The following is a 13,003-nucleotide window of genomic DNA, read 5'->3' as shown; positions in this document are numbered from 1 at the left end:
CATTATACATTCGCCATCTGCTAAGAAATAAGTACGAACATGATTGAATTTGCAAAACAGGTAGCCGAGAAGGTAAATATAAGAGAAACTCAGGTTTCTGCAGTGCTACAATTATTGAATGAAGGGGCTACTATCCCTTTTATAGCTAGATATAGAAAGGATACAACAGGAGCACTCGATGAAGTGCAAATACAAGGGATACAAGACGAAGCTAAGTTTCAGAAAGAGTTTTCAGACCGTAAGGCTTTTATAGAAAAGACGATAACAGAACAAGAAAAAATGACAGAGGAGCTGCAAGCAAAAATAGATGCAGCGACTACACTGGCAGAGTTAGAAGACATATATCTCCCGTACAAGCCTAAGCGTAAAACTAAGGCACAAACAGCTAGAGAGAATGGGCTGGAGCCATTGGCAAATATACTTTTGGATCAGGGAGAGATTAACCCTAATAGTGAAGCCGAGGGTTTTATTACAGAACAGGTGAAAGATGTTGAAGAAGCATTGAAAGGTGCTAGAGATATAATTGCTGAAATTGTGAATGAAGATGCTGAGGTGCGTGCCAAAATGCGTCAACTTTTTGAAACAAAAGCTGAAGTAATAAGCTCAGTGTTAAAAGAGAAAGAAGAAGAAGGAGCTAAGTATAAAGACTATTTCGAATTTTCAGAGCCTGTATCTAAGATCCCATCGCATAGAATGCTAGCGGTAATGCGTGGTTTTATGGAAGGGGTGTTGCGAATGTCTATAGCTCCGAATGAAGATGATGCTCTGGAAATAATTGAAAAGCAATATGTAAAAGCAAATAATGACGCAGCAAAGGAGGTGAAGAAAGCTATTAAGAGTGCTTATAGAAGATTGTTGCAAACAAGTTTGGAGAGTGAATTCAGGTTAATGCTAAAAACACAGGCTGATGAAGAAGCTATTAATGTATTTGCAGAAAACTTAAGGCAGTTATTATTGAGTTCGCCACTAGGAGGTAAGCGTACTTTAGCGATAGACCCTGGATATCGCACTGGTTGTAAAGTAGTATGCCTTGATGAGAAGGGAATGCTGCAAAATACAGACTTGATCTACGTGCATGAGAAAAATAGGCTAGATGATGCCACGCATAAAATAAGAACTTTTGTACAGCAATATAAGATCCAGGCAATAGCGGTAGGTGATGGTACTGCAGGTAGAGAAACTGAACAGTTTATAAAACAATTAAGTCTCGGCTTACCTGTTTTTTTAGTGAATGAAGATGGTGCATCTATCTATTCGGCTTCTGAAACGGCGAGAGAAGAGTTTCCTAATGAGGATATTACAATAAGAGGTGCCGTAAGTATAGGACGTAGATTGATGGACCCTCTTGCTGAACTTGTAAAGATAGACCCTAAAAGTATAGGAGTAGGGCAATATCAGCACGATGTTAATCAGACTCGTTTAAAAGAACGCCTAGATCAAACTGTGGTAAGCTGTGTAAACACTGTTGGTGTGAACTTAAACACAGCTAGTAAGCATCTTTTAAGTTATGTAAGTGGTATAGGTGCAACAATTGCTGACAATATTGTAAAGCAGCGCGAAGAACTGGGTGGTTTTACCTCAAGAAAGCAATTGATGAAAGTGCCAAGGTTAGGTAGTAAAGCATACGAGCAGTGTGCCGGTTTCCTTAGAGTGAAAGACGGAGAAGAGCCATTAGATGCAAGTGCTGTGCATCCGGAGTCTTATCCAATAGTTGCCCGAATGGCTAGTGATTTAAATGTTGATGTAAAGACTTTAATTGGTAATGAGGATCTACTGAAGCAGATAGAGGTGAAGAACTATATAGATGATGTAAACGGAGCGCATACTATAAAGGATATTATTAATGAATTAAAGAAGCCAGGTCTTGACCCTCGTAGTGAAGCACAAGCTTTTGAATTTGCTAATATCTACAGCATAGAAGATGTAGCTGTAGGTATGGTAGTGCCTGGTATTGTTACAAACTTGACCAGGTTTGGAGCTTTTGTAGATATAGGAGTAAAGCAAGATGGTTTAGTACACGTATCGGAAATTGCCAACAAGTATATCACAGATCCTAATGAAGTGCTGAAGCTAAATGATAAGGTGCAAGTAAAAGTACTTGAGGTAGACATGAGTCGTAAACGTATTGCATTATCTATAAAACAAACACAAGAAGCTCCTGCAAGAAATAGTGGTAAGAGGGATGAACGCAGAGGTAACAAGCGTGAAGAAAAAGCTTCCGCTAGCATGGATGATGCTTTAAGTTTATTGAAAAAGAAATTCGGAAAATAGTCTACAGGTTTATCAATTCTGAAATCTGACTAATAAAACTTGCGCGGGGTATCATTCTCGCTCCAAGACTTTCTAAATGAGAGGTGTGTACCTGACAATCTATCAGTTGCACACCTTCTTCTTTTAATAGCTGTACGTATTTTATAAATGCATACTTGCTAGCATTGCTTTGGTGGCTAAACATGCTTTCCCCAAAAAAAGCATCGCCCATTCTTATACCATAAAGACCTCCTACAAGTGTATTGCCCTGCCATGCTTCGGCACTATGAGCGTAGCCAAGTTGATGTAGTTTTACATAAGCGGTAACGATGTCATTCGTTATCCATGTGCCATCTTGGTCTTTGCGTGGCTGTTGTTGGCAGTTAGTGATTACTTGCTCAAAATTAGTGTTGGTTTTAAAGCAGAAAGCTTCTTTTTTTAAAAGTTGCTTCATGCTTTTGCTCACCTTTAGCTCTTCGGGGTATAGAACAAAGCGTGGGTCTGGGCTCCACCATAGGGGTACATCATCATCAAACCAAGGGAAAATACCATTACGATAAGCTAATAATAAACGCTCTGTACTCAAATCTCCTCCTATAGCTAGTAAGCCGTCAGGTAAGGCTTGTTCTACAGGGGGAAACCAAAGTGTATCGTCGAGTACCTGCAATTGCATATTGCAAAGATGCTTCGATAAAAGTTTCATTCAAAACCCGTAACATAAGATGCGGCAAAATAAATTTCGATATGGTGCTTTTTTAGTATTTTTAAAAAGATCATAATTCATCATAGTTTGAAAGATTTCTTTTTACAATCGCATACGATATGGTTTTTGATAGGGTTCGCGCTGATCCTGTTAGAGTTTGTAGTGCCTGGTTTTGTCTTAGTGTTTTTTGGAATAGGGGCATGGGTTACAGCTATTGTATGTTGGGTCTTTGATGTCAGTATCAACGTGCAGTTATTCATCTTTCTAATAAGCTCCATTGCCAGTTTAGCATTATTAAGAAGAGCTATCAAGAAACGCTATATGGACAAGACATCTCCTGTTAGCGGTGGACTTGAGGACGAATACATAGGGCAGGTAGCTACAGCTGTAGCAAGCTTTGCTGCAGGAGAAGTGGGGAGAGTATCATTTAAAGGGGCTAACTGGGAAGCAATAGCCACTAAGCCTGTTAAAGAGGGCGATAGATTACGTATTACAGGTTATAAAAGCATACAGCTTTTTGTTGAACCAATTCTATAAAAAACAATTATTAAAACATGAACGCAAGCACTATCATTTTTGTTGGCCTAGCCATCTTATCAATCGTTATTTTTATTTCAACTATTAAGATCGTTCCTCAACGTTCAGCCTATATTGTAGAGCGTTTTGGTAAGTATCGGGCTACTTTATTGGCAGGCTTCCATATCATCATACCTTTTGTAGATAAGATATCTTACAAGCACATTCTCAAAGAGCAGGTAATGGATGTGGCAGCACAAGTGTGTATTACGAAGGATAACATATCGGTAGAAGTAGATGGTGTGCTTTATTTACAAATAATGGATGCACAAAAGGCGTCTTATGGTATTGATAATTACCGTTTTGCTGCTACGCAACTAGCACAGACTACTATGCGTAGTATTATTGGTAAAATGGAATTAGATAAAACTTTTGAAGAGCGAGAGGCAATGAATAGTATAATTGTGGATGCAGTGGATAGAGCCTCTGACCCATGGGGTGTGAAAGTGACACGTTATGAGGTGAAAAATATTACACCACCACAAAGTATTAAAGATGCTATGGAAAAGCAGATGAGAGCGGAACGTGAGAAGAGAGCCAACATAGCCAACTCTGAAGGTGATATGCAGGCACGTATCAATAGAGCTGAAGGTGAAAAGCAAGAATTGATAGCACGTTCTGAAGGTGAGAAAATGAGACGTATCAATGAAGCTGAGGGTAGTGCTGCTGAAATTGAAGCAGTTGCAACAGCTACGGCGAAAGGTATTAGAGAAATAGCTCTGGCCATAAATGCTCCAGGTGGTCAAGATGCGGTTAATCTTCGAATAGCTGAGCAGTATATTGGTGAGTTTGGTAACCTTGCTAAGGAGAATAATACGATGATCATACCTTCGAACATGGCAGATATATCAAGCATTATTGCAACAGCTACTCAGGTGATCAAGAAAGCAAATACGGGAAATCAAGTATAAAAAATTAAGGGTGCTAGAAAGCACCCTTCTTGGTTGTTGTATATAAAATACACACCCCTGACTAGTATTTTCTAACCTTCCCCGAACCAGTTATGTTTACTGTTACAATAGAAGGGTTACCCCAATAGTTAATATTCCCTGAGCCTGAAATTCTTGCATCAAGACTTTCGTGGGCTGTAAGTGTAATGTCGCCAGAACCTGTTACTGTTGCCTCCACATTTTTAGCATCGGTATCTCTTGTGTACACATTGCCAGAACCATTTACTCTTATTTTTAGTGTTTGTAATGAGTCTCCTCCATTCATCCTTATATTGCCCGACCCCGTTACTTTCAATTCCATATAAGTAGTATTAGCACCCTGTGGTATCGCAACATCTCCCGATCCGTTAAGTGTAAAGACAGTCATGTCTGTTGTGTATACGGTTAGTTTTATGTTGTCTTGTTTTATGTTGATGTATTGATCGTCATACTCTAAATAGAGTCGTTTGTTAGATACATCTGTTTTAAATGCTGATACAAGGTTTTGGTATCCTGTAATTCTAACTTCATCTCTGTTAGAAGGCAAAACTTCAACATCGATACTGCCATTGGAGATAATCTCATCAAAATCTGCAAGGCTTCTTGTTTCAGTTACAATACTCCCGCCTCCTCTTAGTACATGTTTTCGGCATGAGGTAAAGCTAATTGTGCTAATTGCTAGAGCTAATAATACGGCTACTTTTTTCATTTTAATTATTGTTTTATCGTTATTGTTTTACCATTGAAAGTCTATCCTATAGGCTATGTTAGGGAATATGCCTAGTTGATAAACTGTTTTTATACTTCCTGAGTTACTATCAAAATAGGAGAAATAGTGATTTTGTCTGTTTGTGATATTTTGAACATCCAACTGTATGCTATGTGTGGATCTTTTTCTGTTCATTTTGTAATAGATCGTTGCATCAAATCTTAAGTATGCAGGTGTTTGTTGTGTGTAATATTCACCCGGTACATAGTTTGTTTCTTTCTCAGCAATAGATTTAGCCAGGTCAATTTTAGACTCTCTCATGCCACCACTGTACAATACTTTAGCATTTACTCCCAATACATTTTTGTTGTTTCTTCCCATTTTAAATTCCTTACCACCTAATATATTAAGTTGGTAACCTCTGTTAAACATTGTATTGTATCTGGTGCCAGCATATGTTGTATAAGTAGAGTTGTATAAAGAACTGGTAAGGGTAAAGTAGTAGTTGTTGGCAAATGGTCTTTCAAAGCTAAAGTCTATACCATAGTTTCTGCCTGTTCCTTCGCTTACTAATTGTTCATTGCTTGCAAGGGAGTAGATGTCTAAAGCATTTAGCGTTGAGAATTCGCTTGTGCTATCCTTGGCCACAGGTATATTATATAGGTACTGGTAGTAGACCTCGGTTTTAAAACGTATCCCTAACGGTAGAGCTGTTTGATAACCTGCAACTATATGCATTGCCCTTTGTAGGTCCAGGTTTTTATTTGGAAATATGCCTGCTTGCTTTTGCTTCATGTTTTGAAAGCGGTATACAGAAACATGTTCAGGCTTGCTGTGCATCCCTGCGGCAAGAGAGTATGTCGTAGCTCTTTTTTCGTAGGTTATAGATGCTCTTGGCTCTAGGCTACTTTTGCCATTCAGTGCGTAATAAGAGCCATGTACGCCTCCAACAACCGTTAACTCTTTTGTTATTCTTCTTTTCCATTGCGCGTAAGCTTGGTAGTATTGAGTGCCGCCCTTGCTATTAATAAATGATTTCCAAATAGCATCGTCCTCATCAAAATATCTATTGTTTAGGTCATACTCCAATTGATCTGCTCTTAGCCCAATACGGATGGTGTTTTTACTGTTCAGTTTACTATTGTATAATACCGATAGTCTGTAAGCATTGTTTTGATAATATTCATCGCTAGTGTGTACTACTTTATAGCTTTCTGCGGGATTTAGAGTGTCTACACTTTCTTGAGATTTTTCGTAAGAGGTAGACAATACTGTTTTTATATAAGAGTTTTTATTGACAAAGTATGTGTTGCTGACCCCAACCACAGCCATTTTATTATCAGAACGAAGGTTGAAATTAGGATCTTCATCATCCCATTTACTACTATCTGCCTTTGCATCTTTGTTAGCAGAGTTATATCCTGCTAATCCAAATAAGGAGAAAGTGCCTAAACGGTTAGTGGGTAAATGTATTTTAAAAGATGCGTCTTGATATTCAGGAAGTACACCGCCAAAATCAAAGAACCCTTTTAGTAATGCAAGAGTAGAGTATCGGTAATTGAATAGGTAAGTGGCTCTTCCCCCCTTTTTAAAAGGCCCTTCACTAGCTATCTCAGTTCCTAATGCACCTATTTGGAAAGTATGTTCTCTTTTATTTTTATTTCCGTTACGATAATTGATGTCAAAAACACCAGATAGTGCATTACCCATTTCCGCAGGGAAAGCTCCAGTATAAAAATCAGATGCTCCCAGCATACTTGGGTTCAGCATGCTTATAGCTCCACCTGTTGTTCCTTGAGAACTAAAATGGTTTGGGTTAGGTATTTCAATCCCCTCTAGCCTCCACAGCACACTTTTAGGAGAGTTGCCTCTTACTACTATACCATTGTCCATATCACCACTATTTGAAACACCCATAAAGTTCATTGCCATTCTTGCAGGGTCTGCAAGTGTGCCGGCATAGCGCTTGGTTTCTTCTACAGAGAAAGAGCGTGCACTGATAGTAGCGAACTCATTTAACGCCTTACCTCTACCATTTGAAGCTTTTACGGTTACTTCTTTTAATGTGTGTAGACTTTCGGTTAGGTCAATGTTTAGTTCTAATGCTTTTCCAGATGTAACCAAAACTTCAGGTACTGTTCTGGTTTCGTAGCCCATATAAGTGAACTTAAATGACTGCCTTCCCACAGGTACATTTTGTATGATGAAATATCCATTCTCATCAGTAAGAGCATTAAGTTTTGAATTGCTCAAAGAGACTACAATAACTCCTATTAAGGGCTCTTTTGATTCGGCATCTTTTACAACACCCCTTACGTTTTGAGTTGGTTGTGTTTTATGGTCTTGTGCATTTAGGTTTATGCGAAAGGCAATAGCCAATAATAGTATAATGGTAAAGCGGAATTGAAACATTTGGTTGTGCGGTTTTGAATAAGACAAGCGACTAGGGAAATACCCCTATGTGTTGTTATTTATTTTAGAAATGAAATTGAATACCACCTATAGCACCAAACTGTGCACCATAAAAATCACCATATTCATGCTTGCCCCAAGCATAGCTGTCAATAACGCTATTATTATAGTTGTTTGTTACAGCAAAGTAATTGAATGTGGGGCCACCAAATATTTCTATTGCACCAAAGCGTAAAGCAGGTAATAGTCTTACAGAGGTAGAAACATCGGCACCATCATAAAGGTCTGAAACTGTAGAGAACACGGCTTCTGTATTTATTCTGAAGTGTTTAGTGATATTCAGGTGAGCTCCTAAACCCATCTCAATAGCCAATAGGGGGTCGTCATAGTTTTTTAAATTACTACCCACACCCACTATGCCATATAGTACTTTTCCTCCCGATCTGAAACCGATAATACTGGTAAGGTTTTGGTCAACAGTAACACCAATTGCCTTGTCTCCTTTTCTAATGATGTTGACTAACCCAATAGGGTAGTCGCTACTATCAGCTATATTCATAAATCCTGATAGCTGTACACCTTTTACCTCTTTGGCAATATTTAAAAAGCCAGCGGCTTGAGAGTTAACGTCTTTAGACTTATTCATGAACCCTGCTATTTGAACACCTTTTACATCTGTAGATATATTCATAAAACCAGCTCCTTGAAAACCAGTTACCGTCTTAGAAATATTCATGAATCCTCCAAGCTGTGCACCGTTAACATTTTGTGTTGTGATATTCCCAAACCCTGCTCCCTGTAGACCATTTACAGAACCAGAGATGTTGAGAAACTCAGCAGCCTGTACACCATGAACATGTTGTAAGGTGATGTTAGTAAATCCTGCTCCTTGAAACCCTGTAATGTTACCTCTTGTGAAGTTGACAAACCCCGCTAATTGAGCGCCTTTACTATTGCCAAGTACAGCATTTGTAAATCCTGATGCTATCAATCCATTAGCGTCTTGCATCACAAAACTCGCAAGGCCGGAAAGGCATAGGTTTTCTTCATTCCCGGAAACTCCAGCAATAGCATGTAAAGACATCTTGTTAGAATAGTCAATGGCTCTTATCCCATTAGTGCTTAAAGGATATATTAGGCCAATGTGCGCATCTCTGCTCTCATCATATTGTGCAAAGCAAGAAGTGATTGCACAACAGGTAACTAGTATTGTTTTGATTATTTTATGTGTCATAGCTTTTACTCTTTGCTATATTGACACCTGAGGTAAAGAATACCCCTATTAGAAAATCATTATTCCTGCATTGATGCCTATCCAGGCAGAAGACTCATCATCAATAGTAGTAACACCATAGCCGTCTCTAGGTACTTGATATTTGTATGTGAAATCAGTTGTGATAATTTGAGTGGCTTGGTTAGAATAATATATGTTATAGGTTGGTCCTGCAAAAAGTGTTAAGTACTTCCATACCTTAACATTTAGATGGGTGTTTATTTTCATTAAGAAATTGCTATTGTCCCAATTTCCTAAATACAAATATTTACCAACGCCTTCACATGCTATAGAGAATGTTTTGCCTATAGGTATATCCATACCTATACCATAGCCAAATGCAAAAGCCCTATCCTTAGTACTAGGGTTGGCAGATGCTGTAAAGATGTTATAGAAGCGCTTACTGCCTGTTTTAATAGAAGCATTAAAGTCGAAAGCCTCATTGTAGTAAATTGCCAATTTATGATACCCTTTGAGCTGTATATTCAAGAAGCCTATACTTACACCTGATGAGGTGTCTGCTATATTAATAAAGCCTACTTGCGCACCATCTACTCTTTTAGCTACATTAACAAATCCTGTTACTTGCCCTCCATTTATTTCTTTTGTGCTAATGTTGAAGAATCCACTTATTTGGCTACCGTCTACTTCTTTACCTGCAATATTGCCCAGTCCGCTGGCTTGAAGGCCTATAACTCCTTTAGCCGCAAGACTTACTAACCCCGATGCTTGTATACCAATCATCTTTTCTCGGACATGGCTATACAGTCCACTAGCTTGAATACCAATCACGCTTTTTTGAGTCATAGAGCTTATGCCACTTACTTGTACCCCAATAGTAGTATCAAGTACAAAGTTGTATAGCCCTGCTACATGAGCACCTTTTACTTGCCCACCTACAATATTAAATAGCCCAGCTATTTGTGCATAATTGACATTCCTTTTATTGATGTTGAATAGTCCCCCGATCTCAACACCTTCAACCCCTGTTGTATAGCCGCCTAAAAGATTGAAGGATACCTTATTGATTGTTTGTGCACTCATTTTTCCATGAGTACTTACACCTGGTATTATAGATGCTTGGTAGGGTTTGTCTACAAAGAATTTTCCAAGATTAAGCCCTTGCATTTTTTGCTTAGAAGACAAAAGGAAGTTGGCCCACCATGTTTCTTCAACACTGTTTACTACTACGGAGTCCAGCAGGAAGCTTTCAGGTTTAATGCTTAGTGTTATTTCCTGGTTGTACCCCGGTTGTAAAACAATAGCTGTGTCTACATACCAAGATTTGCTTACGCCTATTTGTGCAGTTGGGTTTTTGTCTTTTAGTTTTAGTTGAAAATAACCATCCTCGTCAGTAAGAGATGCCACTAGTTGATTTTTTTCATATACACTCACATCTCGTATACGTTCCCCTGTTTTAGCATCTACTATATAGCCACTTAAGTACCAAAAATGACCATTAGGGTCTTTTTGTATTATTATATGATTGCCTCTTTCTTTATAATGATATTTCCCAGCAAAAACTTGGTTAAGTATACTTTGCACCGGTTTATTAATAGCTGATATGGTTACTATGCTATCGCCATTTATCAGGTTGCTATTGTAGGAAAATTCGAACTTTCCTTGCTTACATATTTCTGCAAATAAAACACTGATAGGCTGCCTGCTTACGTTTACCGTTACTTTTTTAGACAAGTGTTTTTGTGCGCTGCAAACTATTGTTGCAGTACAAATAAAGATGCTAGTCAGAATGATGAATCTTAATGATTCTAAAAGGTGTTTCATCGATATGTTTATACCTTATTTTAATACTTTTCTACCATCATTGTCTATGACATGTATATTAAAGGTCTCGCTTATAACATCTAATACATAGTCTAGCGATTTGTTATGGAAGGTAGTGTTCAAAGGTAAGTTCTTAAGATCGTTATTGGCAATAATAATTTCTGTGTCATAAGCTTCATTAAGTACATCTACTAGTCTCCATAGTGGTGTTCCGTCGCAAATAAACTCTTTGGTGCGATAGTAATTGTAAAGCTGGTCAGTGTTGTTTTGTTTAACAGGCTTCGCCTTGTTTTTATGAACAAATGCTACCTCGTTTGGAGTAAGTACTACTTCATTTTGTTTTTTAGTAACGGAAACAATTCCTGTTTCTACTACGATCTCTGTAATGGCATCAGAGCATTTCACATTAAAGGAAGTTCCTACCACCTTAACAGTTGTTTCGTCGGCTGTTATCATAAATGGTTTAGCCTTATTAGGGGCTACATCAAAGAATGCTTCTCCTTCAAGTGTTACATCTCTAGTATCTCCTTCAAAATTTCTTGGATAAGTAATGCTTGCGTTTCTATTTAATGTAACTATAGTGCCGTCAGGCAATGTTTCTGTTAAAACATTATCATTTGAGGCAATAGTAATAGGCTGTTGATAGATAGTATATCCAATGATGCCACAAAAAACTAACATTAATACTGCTGCAGCTATTTTTAATATGCTTTTGCGTTGAGCAGGGAAAGAAATGGTTTTAGTTTCTTTAACTGCTGTTTGTTGGGTTTTCTCTACGAACTTTTCCCAAGCAGCATCTACATTTATATTACTGGTTGCCGAAATGTTTTTGCTCTTGTCCCATATGGATCTATAATCTTCAAATTGTTTTTTGTATTCGGTATCTGTTTCCAGCCGTGCGTTTATAAGTAAGTTTTCTTCATTGGTAGTTTCCCCAAGTAAGTACCTCACCATCAACTCTTCGTTTATATGTTTGTTGTTCTTGTTCACGTTATTTCATTTAAGAGGTTAAGCAATACCAAGATCAGGGATGGTAAAAAATCTGCCAACTTTGTTCTCATTACTTTAAGGGCCTTGCCCATCTGGTTTTCCACGGTCTTAACAGATAACCCAAGCTTGTCAGCAATCTCTCTATATTTTAATTCTTCGAAACGGCTAAGCTGAAAAATGGTTCTACACTGTTCGGGCAGGCTGTTTATAGCATCATGTATTCTATGTTCCAGTTCTTTTGTTGTCGTGTTGTCGCTCGTGTTTGTATCATTACTAGCCACATGTAAGCTGTGGCTCTGATAATCGGCCTTTACTTTGTTATGTTTTATGGAGTTGAGGCACTCATTATGAACAGATCTGTACAAATATGCTGGCACAGAGTTAAGCGTAGGTATTTTTTCTCTTTTTTCCCAAAGTTTAAAAAATACATTCTGAACGATCTCTTCTGCATCATCGCTGTCCTTAAGGATAGAGCATGCGTAGCCGTGCAGGTCTTTGAAGTTATCCTTAAAGATTTGTTCAAAGATCACTGTGCTGTCAGAAGTGGTTGGTATACTGTAACTTATGTCCTGTTCCATTCTGCGTGTAGCGTATCTTGTATCAAAGATAAGTGCTTCTTCCAATGGTTGTCCTTTTATAGATGACATCTCAACCTTCAATTACCCCTATTAAGACCCAAAAAATATTTATTGGTGCTGGTACTTATCTGATAGAAGGGCAAAATTAATCGCCTAAAAGGGTAAAGAAATAGACTTGTTAGGTAAAGGGTATATTTGTCTGATTGGTATAAACGCATATATAAACTATGGTTAAACAAATTTTGGCAATGGGGGCGAGTAGTAGTAGAAAGTCTATTAATAAGAGGTTTGCCCAATATGCAGCAAATCTTGTACGTAATGCTAAGGTGGATCTGGTAGATCTGAATGATTATGAGATGCCTATTTATAGTATAGATAAAGAGAATGAAGGAGGTATACCACAGTTAGCTCACGATTTCAAAGCAAAGGTACTAGCAGCAGATGGCATAATCATCTCATTTGCAGAGCATAATGGAGCCTACTCTACTGCATTCAAAAATATATTTGATTGGATATCAAGAATCGATAAAGATGTTTGGGGGCAAAAAACTATGCTTTTATTAGCAACATCTCCAGGCGCAAGAGGAGGAAGAACAGTCTTAGATATAGCGGTCAATAAGTTCAGTTTTATGAACAAGAATACTATTGCAAGTTTCTCTTTGCCTTCTTTTACTCAAAACTTTTCCGAAGGCATAGTTGATGAAGCGCTCAAAATGTCTTTTGAGGAACAGTTACGTATTTTCGAAGAGGCATTATAGGCGTAATAAAAAAAAACTCAAGCTTAGCTTGAGGTCTTTT

At 38.0% G+C, this 13,003-nt stretch carries 11 protein-coding genes; 4 read left to right on the top strand and 7 right to left on the bottom strand.

What is annotated here, in order from left to right; genetic code table 11:
* Positions 1 to 39: 39 nt before the first annotated feature.
* Positions 40 to 2,271: a Tex family protein gene (locus R2800_09645; protein MEZ5017302.1), complete on the top strand. Its 2,232-nt coding sequence runs from the start codon at positions 40 to 42 to the stop codon at positions 2,269 to 2,271.
* Between the two features lies 1 nt (position 2,272).
* Here R2800_09645 and aat read toward each other — a convergent pair whose 3' ends face one another.
* Positions 2,273 to 2,923, bottom strand: coding sequence for a leucyl/phenylalanyl-tRNA--protein transferase (gene aat, locus R2800_09640; GenBank protein MEZ5017301.1), 651 nt, complete (start codon positions 2,921 to 2,923; stop codon positions 2,273 to 2,275).
* A 117-nt stretch (positions 2,924 to 3,040) separates the two neighbouring features.
* Between aat and R2800_09635 the strand changes: the two genes are divergently transcribed.
* Together R2800_09635 and R2800_09630 are read left to right on the top strand one after the other, a co-directional pair.
* Complete coding sequence (locus tag R2800_09635; protein MEZ5017300.1) at positions 3,041 to 3,490, top strand: NfeD family protein; 450 nt, start codon at positions 3,041 to 3,043, stop codon at positions 3,488 to 3,490.
* A 17-nt stretch (positions 3,491 to 3,507) separates the two neighbouring features.
* Positions 3,508 to 4,440, top strand: coding sequence for a stomatin-like protein (locus tag R2800_09630; GenBank protein ID MEZ5017299.1), 933 nt, complete (start codon positions 3,508 to 3,510; stop codon positions 4,438 to 4,440).
* Positions 4,441 to 4,501: 61 nt separating this feature from the next.
* On the opposite strand, the gene R2800_09625 is transcribed toward R2800_09630, so the two are convergent.
* The 6 genes from R2800_09625 to R2800_09600 form a co-directional block, all read right to left on the bottom strand.
* The gene (locus tag R2800_09625; protein ID MEZ5017298.1) at positions 4,502 to 5,167 is read right to left on the bottom strand and encodes a head GIN domain-containing protein; all 666 of its coding nucleotides are present in this window, start codon (positions 5,165 to 5,167) and stop codon (positions 4,502 to 4,504) included.
* Positions 5,168 to 5,194: 27 nt separating this feature from the next.
* A complete protein-coding gene (locus tag R2800_09620) occupies positions 5,195 to 7,579 on the bottom strand; it encodes a TonB-dependent receptor (GenBank protein MEZ5017297.1) in 2,385 nt (794 codons plus the stop codon).
* Between the two features lie 64 nt (positions 7,580 to 7,643).
* Positions 7,644 to 8,813, bottom strand: a complete 1,170-nt coding sequence (locus tag R2800_09615) for a hypothetical protein (protein ID MEZ5017296.1) — start codon at positions 8,811 to 8,813, stop codon at positions 7,644 to 7,646.
* A 48-nt stretch (positions 8,814 to 8,861) separates the two neighbouring features.
* Positions 8,862 to 10,637, bottom strand: a complete 1,776-nt coding sequence (locus tag R2800_09610; protein ID MEZ5017295.1) for an STN and carboxypeptidase regulatory-like domain-containing protein — start codon at positions 10,635 to 10,637, stop codon at positions 8,862 to 8,864.
* A 15-nt stretch (positions 10,638 to 10,652) separates the two neighbouring features.
* On the bottom strand, positions 10,653 to 11,627 hold the full coding sequence (locus tag R2800_09605) for a FecR family protein (GenBank protein MEZ5017294.1): 975 nt from the start codon (positions 11,625 to 11,627) through the stop codon (positions 10,653 to 10,655).
* Positions 11,624 to 12,274 carry an RNA polymerase sigma-70 factor gene (locus R2800_09600; GenBank protein ID MEZ5017293.1) on the bottom strand — a complete coding sequence of 217 codons (651 nt, stop codon included), beginning with the start codon at positions 12,272 to 12,274 and terminating at the stop codon, positions 11,624 to 11,626. Before R2800_09600 ends, R2800_09605 begins: the two co-directional genes overlap by 4 nt.
* A 158-nt stretch (positions 12,275 to 12,432) precedes the next feature.
* Here R2800_09600 and R2800_09595 point away from each other — a divergent pair, with 158 nt between their 5' ends.
* A complete protein-coding gene (locus R2800_09595) occupies positions 12,433 to 12,963 on the top strand; it encodes an NAD(P)H-dependent oxidoreductase (protein ID MEZ5017292.1) in 531 nt (176 codons plus the stop codon).
* The last annotated feature ends 40 nt before the right edge of the window (positions 12,964 to 13,003 follow it).

This window comes from Flavipsychrobacter sp., from assembly GCA_041392855.1.
Classification (GTDB): Bacteria; Bacteroidota; Bacteroidia; order Chitinophagales; family Chitinophagaceae; genus UBA5543.
Note: the sequence above shows the minus strand (reverse complement) of the source record. Positions and strands in the feature narration are given on the sequence as shown.